Source organism: Ensifer adhaerens (assembly GCF_013283195.1).
Lineage (GTDB): Bacteria > Pseudomonadota > Alphaproteobacteria > Rhizobiales > Rhizobiaceae > Ensifer > Ensifer adhaerens_G.
Window position 1 is genome coordinate 877,533 of sequence record NZ_JABEKT010000001.1, and the last position, 23,394, is coordinate 900,926.

General features: G+C 63.5%; 22 protein-coding genes. 10 read left to right on the forward strand and 12 right to left on the reverse strand.

Annotated elements, in window-relative coordinates:
- Position 1: 1 nt before the first annotated feature.
- From LPJGGPFB_RS04140 to LPJGGPFB_RS33670, 5 genes are all read right to left on the reverse strand, one after another.
- Positions 2-586 carry an IMPACT family protein gene (locus tag LPJGGPFB_RS04140; RefSeq protein ID WP_173418866.1) on the reverse strand — a complete coding sequence of 195 codons (585 nt, stop codon included), beginning with the start codon at positions 584-586 and terminating at the stop codon, positions 2-4.
- A 326-nt stretch (positions 587-912) separates the two neighbouring features.
- Positions 913-4,620, reverse strand: a complete 3,708-nt coding sequence (putA, locus tag LPJGGPFB_RS04145; protein WP_173418867.1) for a trifunctional transcriptional regulator/proline dehydrogenase/L-glutamate gamma-semialdehyde dehydrogenase — start codon at positions 4,618-4,620, stop codon at positions 913-915.
- 189 nt (positions 4,621-4,809) lie between these two features.
- A complete protein-coding gene (locus LPJGGPFB_RS04150; protein ID WP_173418868.1) occupies positions 4,810-5,124 on the reverse strand; it encodes a YkgJ family cysteine cluster protein in 315 nt (104 codons plus the stop codon).
- Between the two features lie 40 nt (positions 5,125-5,164).
- Entirely contained in the window at positions 5,165-5,971 is an 807-nt protein-coding gene (gene spdA / locus LPJGGPFB_RS04155) for a 2', 3'cyclic nucleotide phosphodiesterase SpdA (RefSeq protein WP_173418869.1), read from the reverse strand.
- 278 nt (positions 5,972-6,249) lie between these two features.
- On the reverse strand, positions 6,250-7,110 hold the full coding sequence (locus LPJGGPFB_RS33670; RefSeq protein WP_173418870.1) for a tetratricopeptide repeat protein: 861 nt from the start codon (positions 7,108-7,110) through the stop codon (positions 6,250-6,252).
- A gap of 231 nt (positions 7,111-7,341) precedes the next feature.
- On the opposite strand from LPJGGPFB_RS33670, the gene LPJGGPFB_RS04165 reads away from it, so the two are divergent.
- Positions 7,342-7,959 carry a FecR family protein gene (locus tag LPJGGPFB_RS04165; RefSeq protein WP_173420945.1) on the forward strand — a complete coding sequence of 206 codons (618 nt, stop codon included), beginning with the start codon at positions 7,342-7,344 and terminating at the stop codon, positions 7,957-7,959.
- Positions 7,960-8,071: 112 nt separating this feature from the next.
- Here the strand turns inward: LPJGGPFB_RS04165 and LPJGGPFB_RS04170 are convergent, their stop codons facing one another.
- Together LPJGGPFB_RS04170 and LPJGGPFB_RS04175 are read right to left on the reverse strand one after the other, a co-directional pair.
- Positions 8,072-9,946 (reverse strand): CHASE2 domain-containing protein, encoded by a 1,875-nt coding sequence (locus LPJGGPFB_RS04170; RefSeq protein ID WP_173418871.1) that lies wholly within the window; start codon positions 9,944-9,946, stop codon positions 8,072-8,074.
- Positions 9,947-9,951: 5 nt separating this feature from the next.
- Positions 9,952-10,656 (reverse strand): Crp/Fnr family transcriptional regulator, encoded by a 705-nt coding sequence (locus tag LPJGGPFB_RS04175; protein WP_173418872.1) that lies wholly within the window; start codon positions 10,654-10,656, stop codon positions 9,952-9,954.
- Between the two features lie 199 nt (positions 10,657-10,855).
- Between LPJGGPFB_RS04175 and LPJGGPFB_RS04180 the strand changes: the two genes are divergently transcribed.
- Positions 10,856-11,347 (forward strand): DoxX family protein, encoded by a 492-nt coding sequence (locus tag LPJGGPFB_RS04180; protein ID WP_345791033.1) that lies wholly within the window; start codon positions 10,856-10,858, stop codon positions 11,345-11,347.
- A 67-nt stretch (positions 11,348-11,414) separates the two neighbouring features.
- Here the strand turns inward: LPJGGPFB_RS04180 and LPJGGPFB_RS04185 are convergent, their stop codons facing one another.
- Positions 11,415-11,843, reverse strand: coding sequence for an RbsD/FucU family protein (locus LPJGGPFB_RS04185; protein ID WP_173418874.1), 429 nt, complete (start codon positions 11,841-11,843; stop codon positions 11,415-11,417).
- The gene (locus LPJGGPFB_RS04190; RefSeq protein ID WP_173418875.1) at positions 11,843-13,075 is read right to left on the reverse strand and encodes an ROK family transcriptional regulator; all 1,233 of its coding nucleotides are present in this window, start codon (positions 13,073-13,075) and stop codon (positions 11,843-11,845) included. Before LPJGGPFB_RS04190 ends, LPJGGPFB_RS04185 begins: the two co-directional genes overlap by 1 nt.
- A gap of 284 nt (positions 13,076-13,359) precedes the next feature.
- Between LPJGGPFB_RS04190 and LPJGGPFB_RS04195 the strand changes: the two genes are divergently transcribed.
- The 7 genes from LPJGGPFB_RS04195 to LPJGGPFB_RS04225 all read left to right on the forward strand — a co-directional run bounded on the left by LPJGGPFB_RS04195 (position 13,360) and on the right by LPJGGPFB_RS04225 (position 20,153).
- Positions 13,360-14,385 carry a sugar ABC transporter substrate-binding protein gene (locus LPJGGPFB_RS04195; RefSeq protein WP_173418876.1) on the forward strand — a complete coding sequence of 342 codons (1,026 nt, stop codon included), beginning with the start codon at positions 13,360-13,362 and terminating at the stop codon, positions 14,383-14,385.
- Positions 14,386-14,688: 303 nt separating this feature from the next.
- A complete protein-coding gene (locus LPJGGPFB_RS04200; protein ID WP_173418877.1) occupies positions 14,689-15,774 on the forward strand; it encodes an ABC transporter permease in 1,086 nt (361 codons plus the stop codon).
- Complete coding sequence (locus LPJGGPFB_RS04205) at positions 15,774-16,556, forward strand: ATP-binding cassette domain-containing protein (protein ID WP_173418878.1); 783 nt, start codon at positions 15,774-15,776, stop codon at positions 16,554-16,556. The genes LPJGGPFB_RS04200 and LPJGGPFB_RS04205 overlap by 1 nt, the downstream gene beginning before the upstream one ends.
- Positions 16,553-17,173: a nucleoside triphosphate hydrolase gene (locus LPJGGPFB_RS04210; RefSeq protein WP_173418879.1), complete on the forward strand. Its 621-nt coding sequence runs from the start codon at positions 16,553-16,555 to the stop codon at positions 17,171-17,173. Before LPJGGPFB_RS04205 ends, LPJGGPFB_RS04210 begins: the two co-directional genes overlap by 4 nt.
- Before the next feature lie 203 nt (positions 17,174-17,376).
- Positions 17,377-18,414, forward strand: a complete 1,038-nt coding sequence (gene pyrC / locus LPJGGPFB_RS04215; RefSeq protein ID WP_173418880.1) for a dihydroorotase — start codon at positions 17,377-17,379, stop codon at positions 18,412-18,414.
- A 28-nt stretch (positions 18,415-18,442) separates the two neighbouring features.
- Positions 18,443-19,135, forward strand: a complete 693-nt coding sequence (locus LPJGGPFB_RS04220; protein WP_173418881.1) for an orotate phosphoribosyltransferase — start codon at positions 18,443-18,445, stop codon at positions 19,133-19,135.
- A 91-nt stretch (positions 19,136-19,226) separates the two neighbouring features.
- Positions 19,227-20,153: a carbohydrate kinase family protein gene (locus tag LPJGGPFB_RS04225; RefSeq protein WP_173418882.1), complete on the forward strand. Its 927-nt coding sequence runs from the start codon at positions 19,227-19,229 to the stop codon at positions 20,151-20,153.
- Between the two features lie 18 nt (positions 20,154-20,171).
- Here the strand turns inward: LPJGGPFB_RS04225 and LPJGGPFB_RS04230 are convergent, their stop codons facing one another.
- Positions 20,172-20,387, reverse strand: a complete 216-nt coding sequence (locus LPJGGPFB_RS04230) for a helix-turn-helix domain-containing protein (RefSeq protein WP_025425777.1) — start codon at positions 20,385-20,387, stop codon at positions 20,172-20,174.
- 3 nt (positions 20,388-20,390) lie between these two features.
- Positions 20,391-20,945, reverse strand: a complete 555-nt coding sequence (locus tag LPJGGPFB_RS04235) for a DUF2975 domain-containing protein (RefSeq protein ID WP_173418883.1) — start codon at positions 20,943-20,945, stop codon at positions 20,391-20,393.
- An 81-nt stretch (positions 20,946-21,026) separates the two neighbouring features.
- Here LPJGGPFB_RS04235 and LPJGGPFB_RS04240 point away from each other — a divergent pair, with 81 nt between their 5' ends.
- Positions 21,027-21,620, forward strand: coding sequence for a hypothetical protein (locus LPJGGPFB_RS04240; protein WP_173418884.1), 594 nt, complete (start codon positions 21,027-21,029; stop codon positions 21,618-21,620).
- Between the two features lie 36 nt (positions 21,621-21,656).
- Here LPJGGPFB_RS04240 and pgi read toward each other — a convergent pair whose 3' ends face one another.
- Positions 21,657-23,282: a glucose-6-phosphate isomerase gene (gene pgi / locus LPJGGPFB_RS04245; protein ID WP_173418885.1), complete on the reverse strand. Its 1,626-nt coding sequence runs from the start codon at positions 23,280-23,282 to the stop codon at positions 21,657-21,659.
- Positions 23,283-23,394 lie beyond the last annotated feature (112 nt).

Here is a 23,394-nt window from a genome sequence, read left to right on the forward strand (position 1 = left end):
TTCAGTCTTCGGTCGAAATGACCGCACGGCCTCGGCTGAGGTCGGTGACCATGGCGAGAATGCCGTCCGCTTCGTCCTTGCGCATGTCGACCGTCATCACCGGCCCCTTGTCAGTGAAGGTCTCGCTGGCAATCGTCACGTCGCGGGCAAGCAGCCTTGCCTTGATCAGTGCCAGATCGGCAAAGTCGCAGGCGATGGTGGCACGCACCGTCTCGATCATCTCGATCTTCTCGGCTGCCCGCAGGCAGAGCGCAGCGGTGCCGCCATAGGCGCGGATCAGGCCGCCGCTGCCAAGCAGGATACCGCCGAACCAGCGGGTGACCACGACAACGACGTGATCGAGTGCCTGACCGTCGATTGCCGCGAGGATCGGCTTGCCTGCGGTGCCGCTCGGCTCGCCGTCGTCGTTGAAGCGGTACGCCTGGCCGATGCGCCAGGCCCAGCAATTATGATTGGCCGTCGGGTCGGAATGCTGAGCGAGGAAAGCCTTTGCCGCCTGCTCGTCGGGCACGGGGGCGCAGATTGCCACAAACCGGCTCTTCTTGATTTCCTGCGTCGAGGTTTCCGTGCGCTTGAGGGTGAACATCCGCTGCTTCCGTTTGGATAACGCTGATAACGGATTGTGCGGATTGGCGCCATCGTGGTTCGGCTTCGACCGGACGCGGGCATGCACATCAGCCTCACCAGCCCTCATTGCTGTGCCACGGCGCGTCTGCGCCGTGAGAAGATTCGGTTTGCGGTGTCGCGTTGAAAGGTTCTTTCGCGCCGCCGACACGGCGCAGCTGGATCTCTGTGACAAGCACAGAGATGAGGAGGAGAGGGGAGGGCCATCGCCACCGGGTTGACCCCAGCCCCTTCATCGCCTCTCCCGCGTTCGGGAGAGGCAGTCTTGTCTCGTGGACCCGGTTTTGATCAGCCGATCGCCATCAGGCTGGCGTTGCCGCCGGCAGCGGCCGTGTTGATCGAGGTGGAGACCTCTTCGAGCAGCCAGTTGAGGCAATAGGCGTCGGGGTTGCGGCCGATCTCGTCGGTTGAGGCCGCCTGGACCAGGACCAGCGGACCCGGCAGGCCGGCAATCACCTTGCTGACCTGACGGACGCGCTCGCCGTCGCCTTCGACCAGTGCCCCGGCGAATGGACCATCGGCAGACCAGTCCTTCGACCAGGACAGCCGGGTGGAAACACTGGCCGGCAGGCCCTTCAGTGAAGGCTGCAAGCCGGAAGCCGCGTCGATGACGACGGTGTTGCCAGTCGCAAGCGCCGCGCCGAGCTGGCGATAGAGGCCGGTTTCGGTCGCCGGCACCAAAAGCACGCGGCCGCGCGGATGAAGCGCATAGAGGTTGCGCTCGCCAACCGGCCCCGGAAGCTCGGAGATGAGGCCGAGGGCCGAGTTGCTGCCGGCGGTACGGGCGGCTTCCGCCTCGTCCTTGGCGCCTTTGCCGTCGAGCCACTTGGCGAAGTCGAGCAGCGCCGGATCGGTGTGCACGGAGCTGTGCTGCGGCGGCACCGGGGCGGTTGCGACCAGGCGGCCGAGATAGAGCGGGCCGCCGGCCTTGGGGCCGGTGCCCGAGAGGCCACGACCACCGAACGGCTGCACACCGACGACGGCGCCGATGACGTTGCGGTTGACGTAGAGGTTGCCGGCCTTCACCCGCGACGTAACGTGGGCAATGGTTTCGTCGAGGCGGGTGTGCAGGCCGAAGGTCAGGCCGTAGCCGGTCGCGTTGATATCGTCGATCAACCGGTCGAGATCGTCGCGGCGGTAGCGGATGACGTGCAGGACGGGGCCGAACACTTCGCGCTTGAGGTCGGCGAGCTTTTCAAGCTCGACGATCGTCGGCGGTACGAATGTGCCGAGGCCGGTTTCGGATGCGAGGCCGATCTGCTCGACCTTGCGGCCCATGCCGCGCATGGTCTCGATGTGCTTCTCGATGATCCCTTGTGCTTCTGCGGTGATGACAGGACCCACGTCGACGGAAAGCTTGTCCGTGCGGCCGATCTTCAGTTCGTGCAGTGCCCCCTTCAGCATTGCCAGAATGCGGTCGGCGACATCTTCCTGCAGGCACAGCACCCGCAGGGCCGAGCAACGCTGGCCGGCACTGTCGAAGGCCGAGGCGATCACGTCGCCGACGACCTGTTCGGCGAGTGCCGAGCTGTCGACGATCATGGCGTTCTGACCGCCGGTCTCTGCGATCAGCGGGATCGGCCGGCCCGACGGCGACAGCCGGTCGGCAAGCTGCGCCTGGATCATACGCGCGACTTCGGTCGAGCCGGTGAACATCACGCCGGCGATTTCAGGGGCAGCAACCAGTGCCGCACCGATGCGTCCGTCGCCGGGCAGCAGTTGCAGGGCGTCGGCCGGAATGCCGGCTTCGTGCAGGATGCGCACGCCTTCGGCGGCGATCAGCGGTGTTTCCTCGGCCGGCTTTGCCAGCACCGGGTTGCCGGCAACGAGGGCTGCGGCAATCTGGCCGGCGAAGATCGCCAGCGGGAAGTTCCAGGGGCTGATGCAGACGATGGGCCCAAGCGCCTTGTGGGCAGGACCAAGCGTGCGGCGGGTCTGTTCGGCATAGTAGCGCAGGAAGTCGATCGCTTCGCGCACTTCGGCAATGGCGTTCGGCAGCGACTTGCCGGCTTCGCGCACGATCAGGCCGAGCAGCGTCGGCATGCGGGCCTGCATGATGTCGGCGGCGCGCACGAGGATCGCCGCGCGCTCTCCCGGCGCAACCGCCGACCAGCTTGCAGCTGCCTTCGAGGCAAGGCTTGCCGCCTGGCGGGCGTCGGCTTCCGAAGCCTCGGTGACAGTGCCGACGACATCGCGGTGGTCGCCTGGGTTAAGAACGGGACGGGTCTCGCCGGATGCGGGGCCTGTTGCCAGCTGCGGAACGGCACGCCAGTCGACGGCAGCGCTTGCCTGCAGAGCCTCGGTCAACGACGCGAGCGAGGTTTCGTTGGAGAGGTCGAGTCCGCTGGAGTTCGGGCGTGCGTCGCCGAACAGGCCGACGGGCAGGGCGATCTGCGCATGCGTTGCGCCGACGACCGGCATGGCGCGAACGATGTCGACGGGATCGGCGACCAGTTCGTCGATCGAGACCTTCGGGTCGGCGATGCGGTTGACGAAGGAGGAGTTGGCGCCGTTTTCAAGCAGGCGGCGCACCAGATAGGCAAGCAGCGTCTCGTGCGTACCAACTGGCGCGTAGATGCGGCACGGCCGGTCGAGATTACCCTTGCCGACGACTTCGTCATAGAGCGGCTCACCCATGCCGTGCAGGCACTGGAACTCGTACTTGCCGACCTGGAAGTCCTTGCCGGCCAGTTCGTAGATGGTGGCGAGCGACTGGGCGTTGTGGGTGGCAAACTGCGGGAAGATCACGTCCGTTGCCGCCAGCAGCTTGCGGGCGCAGGCGATGTAGGAAACGTCGGTGTAGATCTTGCGGGTGTAGACAGGGAAGTCTTCCAGGCCGTCGAGCTGGGCGCGCTTGATCTCGGCGTCCCAATAGGCGCCCTTGACCAGGCGAACCATGACGCGGCGACCCGAACGGCGGGCAAGGTCGATGATGAAGTCGAGCACGAAGGGGCAGCGCTTGCCATAGGCCTGGACCACGAAGCCCATGCCTTCCCAGCCGCTAAGGTCCTTGTCGAGGCAAAGCTCTTCGAGCAGGTCGAGCGAGAGCTCCAGCCGGTCGGCTTCCTCGGCGTCGATGTTGAGGCCGATGTCATATTTCTTGGCGATGACGGCGAGCGCCTTCACCTTCGGCAGCAGCTCTTCCATGACGCGGGCGGATTGCGCGCGCACATAGCGCGGATGCAGCGCCGAAAGCTTGATGGAGATGCCGGGCCCCTCATAGATGCCGCGTCCGGCCGAAGCCTTGCCGATGGCGTGGATCGCGGTTTCGTAGTCCTTGTAATAGCGCTCGGCGTCTTCGGCCGTGGTCGCGGCCTCGCCCAGCATGTCGTAGGAGTAGCGGAAGCCCTTCTGCTCGAGCGCGCGCGAGCGGCGCAGCGCCTCGTCGATGGTTTCGCCGGTGACGAACTGTTCGCCCATCATGCGCATCGCCATGTCCACGCCGCGGCGGATCACCGGTTCGCCGCAGCGGGCGATCAGGCGCGTAAGGGCCGCCGAAAGGCTACGGTCGTTGACGGTCGACGTCAGCTTGCCGGTGACGACGAGACCCCAGGTCGCGGCGTTGACGAACAGCGAGCGACCGCCGCCCAGATGCGACTTCCAGTCGCCGTCGGCGATCTTGTCACGGATCAGCGCGTCGCGCGTTGCTTTGTCGGGAATGCGCAGAAGCGCTTCGGCCAGGCACATCAGCGCCACGCCTTCCTGGCTCGACAGCGAGTATTCGTGCACCAGACCTTCGACGCCGGAACCCTTGTGCTTTGCGCGCAGCGCTTCGATCAGCTTGCGGGCCGTCCGTGCGGCCGCCTTCTGTGTCTCGACCGGAAGCGTCGCGGCCTCGACGAGCGATGGCAGGGCTTCGGTTTCAGGACGGCGATAGGCGGCGGTAATCGCCTGGCGCAGCGTGCTCTGCGCACGGATCGGCGGCGCGAAATCGGCAAAGGGTGCCGGGGCCTGATCGGCCTTTGGGCTGGATTTGTGAAGCTGGTTCTGGCTCATCGAACGCTGTCCTTTGGAAGGCGGTGACAAGGCGCAATGCGCCCTGGGTATCGTGGGCAGAAAATACGCGTCGTTTCGCCGAACATCCATCCGGCAAATTTCGTGAATCTCGGAATGTTTCACTAGTCGCGTGTCCCAAAACCGATGGGAATGCGGAATGTCCGCTCGGGTGCCGGATGATCCGAAGTCTTAGGCGGCTTTCCCGAAGTGCCGTTCACGCGCCATCAGACACTCGTCGTCACCGGGCATGCAGGTGCGACAGACGATCGGCCTCACCGCGTAGATCTTGCAGGCGACGTGAACGCCGAGCTTGCCGCCGAGCGCTGTGCAACGGTCGTCCTCGCAGCGCATGCCGCCGAGATCGGCGGCGACATATTCCTCCGGTATCAGATCGAGTTCCTCATCCGTCTCCATCGAGAAACGCGGCCAGTCGGAGGAATAGGCGCAACAGGCGCCGCAGCTCTGACAGTCGAGGGTTTCATCGGTCGCGGTCAATTGGGTCATGCGCCAACCTAGCATGAAGGCCGGCCGGCCGAAATGCCCCTCAGGCGATGGCGGCGTCCCTGCAGGCGATTTCATAATCTTCGGTGTGAACCAGCACGCCGTCCCTCGTCACCACGGCAATGCCGTACGCGGCGGGTTCATCGACCGAGAGCGAGGGATCCGGCGCATCGAACGGCATCGGCTGCTGGTGCACAGGGCTCTTGAAAACGGAGAAGGGTATGCCGCGGCAAGAGCCACCGATCGTGCGATGCACGTGGCCGGCGAAGATGTGGCGCACATTGCCGTGCTTCTTCGCCAGCGCATAGAATTCCACCTCGTTGACCAGGCGGATCATGTCCATGCCGGTAAAGCCGGTCGCATGTGGCGGATGATGCATGAAGATCAGCACTGGCCTGTCGCCGGCATCAGCCAATTGCCGGTCGAGCCAGGCAAGGCGCTTCTGGCACAACAGGCCGGCATGGCTGTTGGGGTAGTCGTAGGGCGGCGCAAACAGCGTGTCGAGCAGGATCGCCCGGCAGTCGTCAAAGTCGATCACCTGTTGCACGAAGCCATCGTCGTCCGTCACAGCGTCGGTAAAGACGTCCAGGAACACATCGCGCCGGTCGTGGTTGCCGACCATGATCGCCGCGGGTGGGCCCAATTGATCGACAAGGGTCTTCAATCGCTCGTAGGAAACACGATCGCCGTGGTGGGCGAGGTCGCCGGTGAAGATCACCCGATCGGCATCCCCATGGTAGCGGTTCACATGGGCGATACCGTTGGCCAGTCGTTGATAGGGGTCGATGCCGATGATGGTCGTGCCTTCTGGCACCATGTGCAGATCGGTAAAGATAATCAGCTTCGTCATCGCATTTCCAGGGGCGGGGGTGTCTTCCCGTCCAAGCTGTCGTGCGCCCGGCTGGCCGTCAAGCTGCATCTTTGGGTGGGATTTGCTGGTCGCTCATCGCTGGCCGATGGCCGCTGAACGGAGAGCATTTGCTCGCCAGCCGGCCGACATAGCGCGATACGGACCCGCAAAATTCGCGCATTTTCGTAGGCGAGGCAGGATTTTCAGGGGGAGGCACCCAAGAGCGCTTGCGGGCAGTAGGCTTTGCGGGCCGACCCTTGCAGGTCGCCCCGCAAACATCACTTGATGCGGCTCGTCTTGTCGAGCATGGCCGTCTCGAAATCGCTGGCGCCACTCAGTTCGGCGACCTTGCGCTCCGCATAGGCGTCGCCTTCGGCTGCCGCCTTGCGGAAGACGGCGCGGGCTGCGGGCAGATCCCTTACAACACCTTCGCCGGTTTCCAGCATCAGGCCGAGGTTGACCATGGCGTCGACATTGCCGCGCTCGACGGCGAGACGATAGAACCGGGCCGCCTTGGTATTGTCTTCTGGTACCAGCTTGCCTTCATCCAGGATCACCGCGAGGTTGAACGCCGCGACGCCATCGCCTGCAAGTGTCGCCCGCTCGAACCATTCGATCGCAAGTCTGCCGTTTGCCGCGGTGCCCATGCCGTCGCGATAGGCGACGCCGAGATTGTAGGCGGCCAGGATGTTGCCGGCAGCCGCGGCCTTCTGGTTGAGCGCGAATTCGGTTTTGGTATCGCCCTGTTCGCCGACAAGCACCGCATAGTTGGTCATGGCCAGCGCATGACCATGGTCTGCCGCTTCGCCGAGAATATGGTGCGACTGGGTCTTCTGACCGGCCTTGTCGAGAACGCGCGCCAGCTGGAACGCGGTGCGGCCACCGGCATGCTGGTTATAGGCCTCGCGGCAAGCCGAAAGGGCGATGCCGATCTTCAGATCTTCGGTGGCAACGGCCGGGTAGGCCTGATTGCGCTGCAGGTCGAAGATGCTGCCCGCTTCACGGTCGCAGATGTCGGCGGCCGAGAGATCGGCCGCACGCGCAGAGGGGAGCGCGATCGCTGCCAGTGCCACGACGCTGACAATGGCAAGAAGCACGGCGTTGACGATGCGAATGCCTGTTTTGCGCTGGTTTTCCATGATGCTCTCCCGTCTCGTGAGGTGAAACTAGCGCGACGGGTTCCACCTGCCTGTTCCGGCGGGAACAGCCGGATTGTGAGGGCTCTGGCGAAATGACGGACACTGTCGGGCAGACCACCAAACGGCTGCGGCTTGTTTCCCCTGATATCGGGGATATCCTCTGGGATAGTCTGACGCTCGAAGGCACGACCACATCGAAAAGGAAGGTGGACCATGAAGGACCGGGAGCCGATGCGGCAGGTGCTGGTGAAGAGGCGCGTCGTGGTTGGCGGCCTGTTGCTGGCCGCCTTGGGCGGCGGCGTCGCAACGACGAGGGCGAGCCCCGTGATCGGCAAGGCGACGGAAATCCGTGGCGATGTTCGTCGCCGGCAGGCAGAGCAGGAAGACGCTCTGGCCGTCGGAGCACAGCTTTTCGACAACGACCATGTCCGCACGCAGGCCGAGAGTTTCGCCACTCTGGCGCTGGGTGCCGACACCCGCGTTCTGCTGGGTGCTGAGACCGATCTGCTGATCGATCGTTTTATCGCCGGCCAGGGCGGGACACTGGAACTCGGCACCGGCCGAATGGTGTTCGATCGCCCCGAGGGGCTGCCCAAGGTCGATGTTGCCGTCAGGACCGCCTTCGGCATGATCGGCGTTCGCGGCACCAAGTTCTTCTGCGGCCCGAGCAAGGTCGCCTTTGCCGTTTTCGTCGAGCACGGCAGCGTCGCGGTTGCGGCGGGCGGTGTCACGCAGATTGTCGCCGCCGGGCAGGGCGTCGAGTTCAAACAGCGAGGCGACGCGCCCAGCGCCCCGGTCAACTGGGGACAGGCGCGGATCCGCGAAGCCTATGCCAGCGTCGGGCTGTAGCAGTTCGTGAGGCACCGCAAGCGGAATGCGGCGAGGCGGCAACGCCACGACGCTCTAAATCTGCCCTCTGTCTTCCGTCAGATTTCCTGCCCCTTGCGCGGCGACTGGCACGCTAGACCTGTTCGGGATCGGCGACGGTGAAGAGCTCCATCGGGGCAAAGCCGCGGATCTCATGGCTGCCGAGCGAGCGAAGGTGCTGCTTGCTTTGCGCCGCGGCCGCCGGGCCGACGCAGATGGCCGTGCCCAGAAACTTGTTGGCCTCCTGCAGCCGCGCCGCAAGGTTGATGGCGTCTCCATGGGCGGTGTAGTCGAGTTTGCCGCCGGCGCCGACTTCGCCAACGACCGCCTGGCCTGTCTCGATGCCGATGCGCGTGCGGCCGAAATCCCTCATGGCAAACTGCGGCCGCCGCCGCATTTCCTCGGTCAGCGCGTGGATCGCCTTGGCGCATTCGATCGCCTTGTCGACATGATCGGCGAGATCCTCCGGCGCGTTGAAGAAGGCGTGCACGGCATCGCCGACCACCTTGTCGACCATGCCGCCATAGTGCGCCACCAGCGCGTTGACCTCGGTGAAATAGATGTCGAGCAAGGCGATGAGGTCACGCGGACCGAGCTTCTGCGACAGCGTCGAAAAGCTCTCGATGTCGGTGAAGAGCGCTGTCACCGCCCGTTCCTCGCCCGCAACCCGCTCAGCACCCGGATTGTCGATGTAGCGCGCGACGACGGATTGCGGCAGATATTGCGAGAATTTCTCCCGCGCCGTCGCCTCCGCCCGCCGGATATGGGCAAATTGCAACGTGCTCGTCACCGCCAGCACCGCGGCCAGCGCGACCGAAATGCTGACGGCATCCACCAGCCAGCCGCTGGTCCGGTAGATGGCCATCGTTGCCGCGACGACCGCTGCAACCGCGATGATGCCGAGCGCTGCCGAGGTCATCGGTCTGAGCCTTGCCGCGCCGTAGGCGGCCGCAATTCCGGCGGCAAGCGAGAACAGGGCTTCGATGACGGGAAGCCGTGCGTCGCGCCGGGGAACGAAGCCGGTGGCGATGGCGTTGGCGATATCGGCGTGGATCTGCACCGAGGGCTCGAGGGGCATCGAGGCGCTGGGCCTGAGGCCGCCGAGATTGGGCAGGCTGCTGCCGACAAAGACGAGTTTTCCCGAAAGCCTGTCCTTGCCTGCCGTCCTTGCCAGAATGTCGGCCGCGGAAATCGTCCGCGCGGCAATCCTCTCGGGATCGCTCGCCACGAAGCGCAGGCTACCGGTATCGTCGAGTGTCACCACTTGATGGTCGAGGCGCAGCCAGGCCGGGTCGCCGCCCAGGATCGGCGTTCCGGCGCCGACCATCAGCCGGGTCGCTTCGATGCCAAGCGTTGGAAAGGCTTCCTCGCCCAGGACCGCGAACGCTTGCACTCGCCGGATGCGGGCGTCTTCATCGCCGACCAGAAACGATGCGGCGGCCGCCTTGGCACGGTCCATGAAGCCGGGACAGGAGGTCTCCGCGCCGTCAAGGAACCAGAGTTCGGGGGCTGCGAAAGGGCGGCTCAACGCCAGTGGCGGAACGGGGCGCGGGCGCTCCTGCAGCGTGTCGGCAATGAGAAAGCCGAGGACGACGGGTACCTTCGAAAGCGCTTGCGAAAGCGGCCCGTTGCCCGGCAGGTCTGCCGCGCAATCGGAACTGAAGACGAAGTCGACGGCGACGATCTTGGCGCCGGCGTCGGACAGTGCGGACAGAAGCTCGGCCGTTGCCGCCCTGTCCCAATCGCCGCCCGGCCTGCTTTGATAGGCGGCGCGGTCAATGTCGACGACGACGATGTCAGGCGACTGGGGTGAGGGCACCCATTGGGTGAGGCTGTCGAAGAACAGTTCCCGCTGCGTTTCGAATACCGGTTCCGCATAGAAATAGAGTGCCAGTGCGACGACCAGGCTCGTCAGGATCCCGCCGGCGAGCGGTGTGAAGCGAAAGCGCCGGCGAGATTGAGCGGTCATGTCGCCTAATCCTCTTCCGGATCGGCGATGCTCAAGAGCTTGCCGACCTTGCAGGCGATGATGCCATCCATCCGTTTGATCGCGCCGCTTTCCTCGAGCCACAGGATGGCCCGGTTGACCTTGGGGCGGCTGGCGCCAAGCACGCCGGCGATATCCGTCTGGCTCATGGTCAGCCTGAGGTTGGCGCTTTCGGGAAGTTCGTTGCCGTGGATCTGACGGAGCGTGGCCAGGAAGAACCGGGCGACGCGGGCATTGAGGTCGTAAAGCGCAATGGTTTCCAGCCGCTCGGTGGTGTCGCGCAGCTGGGCGCAGAGAAAGCGGACGACGGATTCGGCTGCGGCCGGCCGGGTGGTCACCATGTCGAGAAACGCCTTCTTGCCGATCACATAGCCTTCCGCAGCCGTTTGCGCCGTGGCATCGGCCGACCGCGTCTGGCCGTCGAGCACCGCCATCTCGCCGAAGATCGCGCCAGCCTCGTGCTGGCGCAGCATCAGTTCGCGGCCCTGCGGCGTGATCAGCGACAGCTTGATGCGGCCCGATACGACAACGATCATATAGTTGCCTTCGTCGCCGCGCTGGAAGATCACCGTGCCCGCCGGCCACTTGCGATAGGTGGCGATCTCGGCAAGATCCTCGATGGACTTCTTGTCGAACCCTTCAAAGATCGCGAATGAGCGCCAGAAGGCCGGGCTCCTGTTGATTTCGTTCATGAGATGCCCCCGAGCGGCGTCCCCTGCCGCGCCTGAAATTCTTCGCCCACACGACCCGTCCTTGCAACAGAAAAGAACGTTCCGGGCCTGAGCAGGGGGTATGGTGCCGAAAAGGACTGCACAGATCGCGGCGTGACGCAAATGTCGGTTGACGATAATTCCCGGTTGTCTCTAGGTTGTGAACGATCTGTCGCCGGTCGTGCGGCTAGATGAATTTGAAAATGCTGATACTTCTGCTGCCAACACTCGTTTCTCACAGGAGCCTCGCATGTCTCAGAATGTCGTCGTCCTCATCGGGCGCATTCTTCTTTCGATCATGTTCATCACCGCCGGTTTCGGCAAACTGACAGATCCCGCCGGCACCGCCGGAATGATCGCCAATGCCGGCTGGCCTGCGCCGACAGTGCTCGCCTATCTCGCCGGTATCTTCGAATTGGTTGCGGGTCTCGCCGTTCTTGTCGGCTTCCAGACCAAAATCGCGGCTTACCTGCTGGCGGCGTTCACGCTTGTCACCGCTTTCGTCTTCCACAGCGGTGCGATCAACATCCCGACCTTCCCGCCGGAAGCAAACGGTCTGCTTACCGTCTTTAACGGCCTGATGATGATGAAGAACATCTCGGTCGCCGGTGGTTTCCTGGTGCTTGCAGCCTTCGGCCCGGGCGCACTGTCGATCGACGCACGTCGCGCCTGAGACATTTCAGACTTCAAACAAAAAACCCGCCGGTTCCGCCGGCGGGTTTTTTGTTCGTCTTGCGAAGTTACGGATAGATCACGCCCTTGCGCAGGATGACATTGCCGTAAAGCCGCGGCTCGCTGGTCTGTACCACCGTGTGAGCTCCCTGCACCCGGGGATAGAATTCGGGGCCGAGCAGGGGAACAACCGTTCGTGCGGGTTCATGCTTGCCGCAGCAATCGATGATCTCCCGGTGCACCGGGTCGAGCGCGTCCCGGTCGTGCTTGACCGTGGCACGGAAAATCGCGGCCGGCACGAAATCGTCGATCGGCATGACGCTCAGAATAGCGTCTAGCACCGGGATCAGCCCGTGGCCGTCCAGCCGAACCAACCGGCGGGCATGTTCCTGCCCGGGATAGTTGCCGTCGACCAGCGCGATCTCGTCGCCGTGGCCCATGGCTCGAAGCGTCGCCAGCAATTCGGGGCTGAGGATCGGGTCTATGCCTTTCAGCATCAGCTGAGCTCCTTGAAGAGGACATTGGTGTCGAGCAGGTAGCGGGAGAACAACGGCAGGCTGGCGCCGCCGATGGCGCGGGCGTGGCTGCCGACCATGCCTTCCACCAGTTCCGGGATCGTCACGCCCTGGAGGTCGAGTTCGTGCAGGGCCTTGCGCGTCGCCGTCAGCAACCGCGCGCGCACCCAGGGCGGGAAGCCGCCGTCGATGACGACGGCCGAGAAGTCGACGATCGAGACGGCGGAGACGACGGCCTGGGCAAGGGCCGCGGCGCTGTCGTCGATCCACACGGTCAGCGGTTGGCCGAAATCGATCCAGTCGTCGGCGGAGTACCAGAGCGGCTTCGGGTCGATGCCGCGATCGCGCAAGAGGTTTTCGAGCACGAACACCGAAGCGATCTTCAGGAGCTGGACGGTCTTGCCGTCTTTGCCCGACACCGGCAGCGGACCGACGGCACCGGCGGCGCCTGTCCGGCCGGAAAACAGCGCGGAATTGATGACGACGCCGCCGCCGATGAACGAGCCGATGTAGAAATAGACGAAGTCGGGATAGCTGGCGCCGACGCCGAAGGCGAGTTCGGCGCCGCAGGCGCTGGTTCCGTCATTCTGCAGAAACACCGGGTGACGGGTGCGTTGCGCAACGATCGCCTGCAGGTCGATATCGCGCCACCGGTTCATCTGTTCCCGCGGTGCGCCCACTTCTTCCGCCCAGTTCCAGAGCTCGAAAGGTGTGGCGATGCCGATGCCGGCGATCCGCTTGCGCTCGTCCGGCCTCAGTTGCTGCTCGAGCTTCTCGATGCCGCCGATGATGAAGTCGACGAGGTCGCCGGGCAGGGGATAGGCGTGGATCTGGTGCAGGTGCAGGCGGATGTTGCCGACGAAATCCATCAGCACCAGGTCCGCACTGCGCCGGCCGATCTTCACGCCGAAGGAGAAAACCGCATCCGGGTTGAGCCGCATCGGCGTCGAGGGCTGGCCGACGCGGCCGCGCACCGGTTCGCCGCGCACCAGCAAGCCATCGCTTTCGAGGGCGCGCATGATTACGGAGACCGTCTGCGCCGAAAGGCCGGAGCGCCGGGCGATGTCTGCCTTCGAGAGCTCGCCGTGACGACGCACCAGCGACATCACCAGCCGTTCGTTATAGGCGCGCACGCGTGTCTGGTTCGCCCCGCCGCTGGGGTCGATCACTTCAGGTTGCATCGGTCCCCTGTCGGGGCCGTCTGTCAATGACATGCCACCGTCTCCTCCCGTTGGCATTAGTGCCCGCTTGGCGCGGGTCTGTTGTTTCCGCTCTGGGCGGGCCTGTCAATTTGCGTGTCGGCCCGGATGGCTCCGGACCGGCGTTATCCCAAGAATGACACATCGAAATAATAATTCAATTTGATTTATTTATTGACACCCTCGAAATTTAGTGTTTGTTTTTGATCCGGAAGCGCCTGTTGCAGCGGAGGAGAAATGCTGCGGCGGCGAGGCCCCTGCCGGTCCGCCGGCGCGTTTTTCATCCTTGGGAGGATTACATGAAGAAGACTGTTCTCTCCGCCGCGTTCGGCGTGCTGTCGCTCGGCGTCGTTTTCGCCGCCCCGGCACAGGCCGCCGATGTCAGCGCCTGCCTGATTACCAAGACAGATACCAATCCCTTCTTCGTCAAGATGAAGGAAGGCGCTGCCGCCAAGGCCCAGGAACTCGGCGTCACGCTGAAGTCCTACGCCGGCAAGATCGACGGCGACCATGACAGCCAGGTGGCTGCAATCGAATCCTGCATCGCCGATGGCGCCAAGGGTATCCTGATCGCCGCTTCCGACACCAAGGCGATCGTCGATCAGGTGAAGAAGGCGCAGGAAGCCGGTCTTCTGGTCATCGCGCTCGACACGCCGCTTGATCCGGCAACCGCTGCCGACGCGACCTTCGCCACCGACAACCTGCTTGCCGGCAAGCTGATCGGCCAGTGGGCCGCCGCCACGATGGGCGAGGGCGCCAAGACCGCCAAGGTCGGCTTCCTCGATCTGACGCCGTCGCAGCCGACCGTCGACGTCCTGCGCGACCAGGGCTTCATGATCGGCTTCGGCATCGACCCGAAGGACCCGGCCAAGATCGGCGATGAAGACGATGCCCGCATCGTCGGCCACGACGTCACCAACGGCAACGAAGAAGGTGGCCGTAAGGCGATGGAAAACCTTCTGCAGAAAGACCCTGATATCAACGTGATCCACACCATCAACGAGCCGGCAGCCGTCGGCGCCTATCAGGCGCTGAAAGCCGTCGGCAAGGAGAAGGACGTGCTGATCGTGTCGGTCGACGGCGGTTGCCCCGGCGTCAAGTCGGTCGCAGAAGGCGTCATCGGCGCGACCTCGCAGCAGTATCCGCTGATGATGGCAGCGCTTGGCATCGAGGCGATCAAGAAGTTTGCCGACACCGGCGAAAAGCCGAAGCCGACCGAAGGCAAGGACTTCTTCGACACCGGCGTTTCGCTGGTCACCGACAAGCCGGCTGCCGGCGTCGAATCGATCGACACCAAGGTCGGCACGGACAAGTGCTGGGGCTAATCGCCTCAACTCTTAGAACGCATGGCTGAACAACGGAAGGGCGGCCCCGGCCGCCCTTCGCATAAGCGCCGATGTCTTTGACAAGGCGGCGAAAACCGCGCAGCTTCTAGAGCGCCGTGCGTTCCTATGAACGCACAAAGGACGCTCTAGCACTTTAGTTCTGGAGCACCTTTCTGCCCTCACGTGATTCCACTTGAAGACAGGGTGCTCTAGAGTGAGTGCTGATGCCCGCCACTGGTGGGCGGGCTGTGCACCAGATTGCATCGCAACCCCTTGGGAGTGGGGTTCACCGGAGGAAGGTCCATGGGCGAGCCCAACGCAGCCGCACAGCCATCCCAGGAATTCGAAAAAGTCCTGGTCAACAGTTCGACGCAGGTCGCGTCGTTCGACACGCATGACAAGACGCCGATCCAGAGGATCCAGCATTTCCTGCATTCGACGCCGGCGGCCGTGCCGTTCATCGTGCTCGTTGCAGCGATCCTAATCTTCGGTCTGGCGATCGGCGGAAAGTTCTTCTCGTCCTATACGCTGACGCTGATTTTGCAGCAGATCGCCATTGTCGGCATCCTTGGGGCTGCGCAGACATTGGTCATCCTGACGGCCGGCATCGACCTTTCGATCGGCGTGATCATGGTGCTTTCCGCTGTCATCATGGGCAACAGCGCCGTGACCTACGGCCTTCCGGCGCCGATCGCGATCTTTCTCGGATTCCTCGTTGGCGGTGCCTGCGGCTTCCTCAACGGTTTCCTCGTTTCCAGGGTCAAGCTTCCGCCGTTCATCGTGACGCTCGGCACCTGGTACATCATCATGGCGACGAACTTCATCTATTCGGCCAATGCGACGATCCGCGAGGCCGACGTGACGGCTGTCACCCAGATGCTTCACGTCTTCGGCGTCAGCTTCAAGATCGGCTCCGCCGTCTTCACCCTCGGCGTGGTCATGATGGTCGTCCTGGTTCTCGGCCTCTGGTACGCGCTCAATCACACCGCTTGGGGGCGGCATCTCTATGCGGTCGGCGACGACCCGGAAGCGGCCAAGCTTTCCGGTATCCGCACCAGTCGCGTGCTGCTCAGCGCCTATACGCTCGCCGGCCTGATTGCAGCACTTGCCGCCTGGGTCTCGATCGGCCGCAACGGCTCGATCTCGCCGTCGGCAGCGGTCACCGACTACAATTTGCAGGCCATCACCGCGGCCGTGATCGGCGGCATCTCGCTCTTCGGCGGACGTGGGTCGATCCTTGGAACCCTGATCGGCGCGATGATCGTCGGCGTGGTCTCGATGGGCCTCAACATGCTGGGCGCCGATCCGCAATGGAAAGTCTTCTTGACCGGCGTCTTGATCATTACCGCCGTTGCAATCGACCAGTGGATCAGAAAGGTAGCAGGCTGATGGCTCAGGAACCCCTTCTCACCGCACGCGGCCTGGTCAAGCGCTATGGCCGGGTTACGGCTCTCGACCATGCCGATTTCGACCTCTACCCGGGCGAAATCCTTGCCGTCATCGGCGACAACGGTGCCGGCAAGTCCTCGATGATCAAAGCGATCTCGGGCGCCATCACGCCCGATGAGGGCGAGATCCGGCTCGAAGGCCAGTTGATCAATTTCCGCTCGCCGATGGAGGCGCGCTCCGCCGGCATCGAAACGGTTTACCAGAACCTGGCGCTATCGCCGGCGCTGTCGATCGCCGACAACATGTTCCTCGGTCGCGAGATCCGCAAACCGGGCATCATGGGTAAGCTGTTCCGCACGCTCGACCGGGCGGAGATGGAGAAGCGGGCGCGGGCAAAGCTCTCCGAGCTTGGCCTGATGACGATCCAGAACATCAACCAGGCGGTGGAAACCCTTTCGGGCGGCCAGCGCCAGGGCGTGGCCGTGGCGCGTGCTGCGGCCTTCGGCTCCAAGGTGGTGATCATGGACGAGCCGACGGCAGCGCTCGGCGTCAAGGAAAGCCGGCGCGTGCTGGAACTGATCCTCGACGTGCGTTCGCGCGGCCTGCCGATCGTGCTGATCTCGCACAACATGCCGCATGTGTTCGAGGTCGCCGACCGCATCCACATCCACCGGCTTGGCAAGCGCCTCTGCGTCATCAACCCGAAGGAACACACCATGTCGGATGCCGTCGCCTTCATGACCGGCGCCAAGGAACCGCCGCGTGAGGCGCTCGCGGCATGACTGTTGTGCCGTTGGTTGACGAGCTTCTGGAACGGGCGGCAGGTGCTGCCCGTTTCATCGTCGCGATTGCCGGCCCGCCCGGCGCCGGAAAATCGACCCTGTCCGACGCGCTCGCCGAAGCGCTGGTGGCAGTCGGTGAAAAGGCGGCGGTGCTGCCGATGGACGGCTTTCACATGGACAACGCAGTGCTCGAGCAAAAGGGCCTGCTTGCCCGCAAAGGCGCTCCCGAAACTTTTGATCTGAGGTCGTTTCTGGCGACGATCGCGGCCGTCAGGGCCAATGACGGCGAGGTGCTGGTGCCGGTCTTCGATCGCTCGCGCGAACTGGCGATCGCCTCGGCGCGGGTGGTGGCCGCCGATACCCGCATCATTCTCGCCGAAGGCAATTATCTGCTGCTCGACGAGGCGCCCTGGACGAAGCTCGATGGCGCCTTCGACTTCTCCATCTTCATCAATCCCGGCATCGAGGAGTTGGAGCGGCGCTTGCTGAAGCGCTGGCGCGATCATGGTTATGACGAGGAGGCGGCGCGGCGAAAGGCGCTCGGCAACGATATCCCGAACGCCCATCGGGTGGTCGGTCATCAGCGCCCTGCCGACCTCGTGCTTGCGGATTTCTGAGCGATGGTCGGATTGCGGATTGTGTTTTCGGGCGCATTGGTGATATCGAGACGCGGTTTCACCACATGAGTAACCACCCGCCACCCGCACCTGCCGGCTCGCAAAGCCGCGCGCGCGGATCGGGTGCGAGCCGAGAGCGGGATGAGGAAAAATGTCTTCGGTTTTCCATCGGCATTCCGCTCTGACCTAGGAGAACGCTGACCATGCAAGACCTCGTTATCCGCCGGCCGGATGATTGGCACCTTCACCTGCGCGACGGCGACATGCTGAAGGGCGTCATCGCCGATACCAGCCGCCATTTCGCCCGCGCGATCATCATGCCCAACCTCGTGCCGCCGGTCGTCACCGCGGCGGATGCTGAGGCCTATCGCGAGCGGATCGTTGCCGCCATTCCGGCCGGCGACCGCTTCGAGCCGCTGATGACCCTTTATCTCACGGCGGGTACCAACCCCGACGACGTCGAGGCTGGCCACAAGAGCGGCCTCGTCAAGGCGGTCAAGCTTTACCCGGCTGGCGCCACCACCAATTCGCACAGCGGCGTTCGCAACATCGACGAGGCTATGCCGGTACTGGAGCGCATGGCGAAGATCGGCCTGCCACTCTGCGTCCATGGCGAAGTCACGGCGTCGGATGTCGACATCTTCGACCGCGAGGCAGTGTTCATCGAAACCGTGCTCGACCCCTTGCGCAAGCGCCTGCCGGAACTGAAAGTGACGATGGAGCACGTCACCACCAAGGACGGCGTCGACTACATCAAGGCGTCGAAGGCCAATCTCGCCGGCTCTATCACCACGCACCACCTGATCATCAACCGCAACGCCATTCTCGTCGGCGGTATCAAGCCGCACTACTATTGCCTGCCGGTCGCCAAGCGCGAGAACCACCGTCTGGCTCTGCGCGCGGCTGCGACCTCGGGCGATGCCCGTTTCTTCCTCGGCACCGACTCGGCGCCGCATGTCGATCCGCTGAAGGAATGCGCCTGCGGCTGCGCCGGCATCTACACCTCGATCAACACCATGAGCTGCCTTGCCCATGTGTTCGAAGAGGAAGCAGCACTCGACAAGCTCGAAGCCTTCGCGTCGTTGAATGGTCCGGCCTGGTACGGCCTGCCTGCCAATGACGAGACGATCACACTTCGCAAGCAGGCGGACGCCGTCAGCTATCCCGCCAAGATCGACACCGGCGCCGGCCCCGTCACCGTTTTTGATCCGATGTTCCCGCTGCACTGGGCCGTCGTCTGATCACCCGAAGTATTTGAAGGAGAGTTTGATGTTTTCCAACGCGTTCACCGACAAGGCCGTGATGGCCGAACTGGTCGCAAAGATGCTCTGGGAGATCAAGGCGGTGCATTTCAGCGCCGACAAGCCCTACAAGCTGTCATCCGGCATGGCGAGCCCTGTCTATATCGACTGCCGCAAGCTGATTTCCTATCCGCCCATCCGCTCGGCGGTGATGGATTTTGCTGCCGCATCGATCCTGCGCGAGGCGGGCTTCGAGCAGTTCGACGTCGTGGCCGGTGGCGAGACGGCGGGCATTCCCTTCGCCGCCATGCTGGCCGAGCGCCTGGGCCTGCCGATGATCTACGTGCGCAAGGCGCCGAAGGGCCACGGCCGCAACGCCCAGATCGAAGGTCACATGCCGGAAGGCGCCCGCGTTCTCGTCATCGAGGACCTGACGACGGCCGGCGGCTCGATGTTCAAGTTCATCGACGCCATTCGCGCTGCCGGCGGCGTCGTCGATCACGGCATCGCGCTCTTCTACTACGACATCTTCCCGGAAGCGGTCGGCGAGATGAAGGGCAAGGGCGTCGACCTGCACTGGATCGCCACCTGGCGCAATGTCCTGGCCGTTGCCCGCGAGCAGGCGCTGTTCGACGAAAAGACGCTTGGCGAAGTCGAGGCCTTCCTCAACGATCCGCTGGCCTGGTCCGGCCGCAATGGCGGCGTCAGCGCTCTTGCATAAAGTCTGGCGAGGCCCCGGTTATGCCGGGGCCCCGCAGCTCTCGATATCCAGTCTTTAAATCGATTGAAATTCTACCGAGGAGGAAGAGCCGATGATCGTATGTTGTGGTGAAGCGCTGATCGACATGCTGCCGCGGGATACGACCGCGGGCGAGAGTGCCTTTGCACCCTATGCCGGCGGGGCGATCTTCAACACGGCAATCGCGCTCGGCCGGCTTGGCATTCCCACCGGCTTCTTCACCGGCCTCTCCGACGACATGTTTGGCGATATCCTGCGCGAAACGCTGAAGGCGGCGAATGTCGACTTCGCCCCTTGCGCGACCTTGTCGCTGCACACGACGCTCGCCTTCGTCAAGCTCGTCAACGGCCATGCCACCTATGCCTTCTTCGACGAGAACACGGCCGGCCGGATGATCACGAAGGACCATCTGCCAGCGCTCGGCGACTTCTGCGAGGCGCTGCATTTCGGTGCGATCAGCCTGATCCCCGAGCCATGCGGCTCGACCTACGAGGCGCTGATGACCCGCGAACACGAGAAGCGGGTCATCTCCTTCGACCCGAACATCCGGCCCGGTTTCATCAAGGACCGGGACGCTCATCTCGCGCGGATGAACCGCATGGCGGCGATGTCCGACATCATCAAGTTCTCGGATGAAGACCTCGACTGGTTCGGCATGGTCGGCAGCCACGATGATCTCGCTGCCGAATGGCTGACGCGCGGGCCGAAGTTGGTGCTGATCACTAAGGGTGCCGATGGCGCCGTTGGTTACACCGCTCGCCACAAGGCGGACGTCGCCGGCGAACGCGTCACGGTCGTCGACACGGTCGGCGCCGGCGATACCTTCGATGCCGGTGTACTGGCGTCGCTGAAGCTGAGCGGGCTCCTGACGAAGGATGCCGTTGCGAGCCTCTCGGAAAGTGCCGTCCGCGATGCCCTGGCGCTGGGCGCCAAGGCCGCTGCCGTCACCGTTTCGCGCGCCGGCGCCAATCCGCCATGGAAACACGAAATCGGGCTCTGAGAAGAGCCCGATTTCAGTTCAATCCTTTTCCTCCGGGCGGTATTCGAGGATGTCGCCGGGCTGGCAATCGAGAACGGCGCAGATCTTTTCCAGCGTGTCGAAGCGCACGCCTTTGACCTTGCCGGATTTCAAGAGAGATATGTTCTGCTCGGTGATGCCGACCTGCTCGGCAAGGTCACGTGAGCGTACCTTGCGTTTTGCCAGCATGACATCGAGGTTTACGACGATCGGCATCCGCTAGACGAAGCTCCGGTTCTCGGCTTCGATCCCCGATGCGATGACCATGACGTGACCAAGCACCAGAAGCAGCCCGGCCATCAGCATCAAGATCAGCGTTCCGCCGTTGATGTCGATGAAGACCGAGTGCCCGGTTGCCGCCGGATTGTCGTAGGTGACGGCCATTATGCCGATCGCATTGCTGATGATCATGCACACGGATCCGATGATTGAGATGATCCCGATCCGTTTCAATAGCACGCCATTGCGGCTGGAGAGAATTTCTCCGCGCTCGAAGCCGTCGAACAACTGCCAGGCAAAGGCAAGCCCGGCGATAACCAGCGCATTGTTCAAGGCGGTCAGAAACACGACGGTTGCGATCGCGCGATAGGAGAGCGTGATGGCCGAGACCCTCGGGAAAACCACATCGCGGATGCCTTGCTCGAAGCCGGCTCTGTCGAAGAAGATCTGCCAGTGGCCATAGACCACGGCCGAGCAGAACAACGCGCCGCACAGGACGACCATCAGCTTCATGATGCGGCTCAGCTTCCGCAGTCGCTCCGGGGATCCGGTCATTAGAAAATTCCTTATCGGCTCACTTGTTTTTTTAATGTAAAACGATAATTAATTCGCGTCAATTGTGATTTGGTGCTTTTCATGTCGTTCCGTATTTTGATGAATCCCTGCCTTTTCCTGTCGCTCAATGTGCTCGCCGCCTGCGCAGCGCTCAATGTCGGCTCGTTTGAAAAACTGTCTGGTATCGATCCGCTCAGGTCCGATCCCGCGGAACTGCGCGTCGCGCTGTTGGTGCCGGAAGCGCTCTCGCTCAGGCGGGGCGATGCGACGCTCGGGATCTCCTGGAAGGCGGATGGTTCGCCGCTCGACACGCGCCGTTTCGCGCTTCAGGTCCAGTCCGGCAATGCCGGAGCGCCTGATCTGACAGAGCGGATGCGGGATGGCCAGACGCTCTATGTCCTGACCTTGACGCCTGCCGATGAAGAGCGCCTGCGCGATATGCAGGAGAAGATTGCGGCGACCAAGGGGACCGAAACAAAAGGCCGAGGCAGCCTTTCGGTCGGTTTTTCCGGCGGCTGCTGGACGGGTGCGTTCCCCACCGACCGGAAACTTACCGTCGATGCATGGATCCGCACCCGCTCAGACGAAAGCTATTTCCAGATCCTGTCGGGACTGGATGTGATGGACCTGCTCCACCAGTCCGGCGTAAAGGCATTGCCCGCCTGCGCCGCGTGAGAGGACAGGGCGCGCCACGCGCCCTGTCATTGGTTTTTAGCGGGCAGCCTTGAGCAGCACGGCCACAAGGCCTGCCGTCGACGAATCATGACCGGCAGCACTTTCCTTGCCCTCGACAACCGGCAGAAGGCCCGTTGCCAGCTCCTTGCCGAGCTCGACGCCCCACTGGTCGAAGGAGTTGATGTTGAAGAGCGCACCTTCGACGAAGACGCGGTGCTCGTAGAGGGCGATCAGACGGCCGAGCGCGAAGGGATCGAGCTGGTCGTAGACCAGCGTCAGCGACGGGCGGTTGCCGGCGAAGACGCGATGCGGCGCAATCTTATCCGCCTTGGCGTCCGCCATGCCCTTGGAGGTCAGCTGCGCCTTCGCCTCGGCAAGCGTGCGGCCCTTCATCAGGGCTTCGGACTGCGCAAGGCAATTGGCGATCAGCAGCTCGTGCTGGTGGCGCAGGGTCTTCTCGTGACCGTTGGCGGCGATCATGAACTCGGCCGGGATGACATCCGTGCCCTGGTGGATCAGCTGGTAGAAGGCGTGCTGGCCATTGGTGCCGGGCTCGCCCCAGACGACCGGGCCGGTCGAAAACTCGACCGGCTTGCTGTCGAGCGTGACGGCCTTGCCGTTCGATTCCATGTCGAGCTGCTGCAGGTAGGCCGGAAAGCGCGACAGGCGCTGGTCGTAAGGCAGGATCGCGCGCGAGGGGTAGCCGAGGACGTTGCGGTTGTAGAAGCCGAGGAGGCCGAGCAGCATCGGCAGGTTCTCACGGATCGGCGCGGTGCGGAAATGCTCGTCGATGGCGTGGCCGCCATCGAGGAAGCGGCCGAAATTCTCCTTGCCGATGGCAATCATCAGCGGCAGGCCGATCGCCGACCAGATCGAATAGCGGCCACCGACCCAGTCCCAGAAGCCGAAGACGCGCGCCTGGTCGATGCCGAAGGCCGCGACCTTGTCGAGTGCCGTCGAGACGGCAGCGAAGTGATGGCCGACGGCTGCTTCGCCGAGCTTGTCGGCGATGAAGGCGCGGGCCGTTGCCGCATTGGTCATCGTTTCGATGGTCGTAAACGTCTTGGAGGCGATGATGAAGAGCGTCGTTTCCGGTTCAACGAGCTTCAGCGTGTCGGCGATATGCGCGCCATCGATGTTGGAAACGAAATGCAGGCGCGGGCCGTCATGGAAGGGTGCGAGCGCCAGCGTCGCCATGACAGGCCCGAGGTCGGAGCCGCCGATGCCGATATTGACGACATCAGTAATCTTCTTGCCGGTCGCCCCCTTGAGCGCGCCGGAACGGATGCCGTCGGCAAATGCGCCCATGGTTTCGAGCACGCCGTTGACGTCGGGCATCACGTCCTTGCCGTCGACGAGCACAGGGTGATTGCCGCGGTTGCGCAGCGCCGTGTGAAGCACAGCGCGCTCTTCGGTGATGTTGATGATATCGCCGCGGAACATCGCGTCGCGCTTCTCTTCGACCTTGGCGGCTTTCGCCAGCGCTTCGAGGCCGTCGAGTACCTGTTCGTTCACCGCGCATTTCGAATAGTCGAGCAGCAGATCGTCGAGTGAGGTGCTGAAGCGCGAGAAGCGTTCGGCATCGCTCGCGAAGGCGGCGCGGATATCGGTCGCATTGGTTTGCGCGGCGGTTGCTTTGAGTTGATCGACAAGCGCTTTCATCGCGGGGCTCCTTGTGTCGGACAGTCGCCTGCGTAGCTATTCGCTTTGCATTGTCCGAATCAAGCCCGCAAAACCGCCGGAGTGGCGGTTTTCAGGATTTTTTAAATCGTTT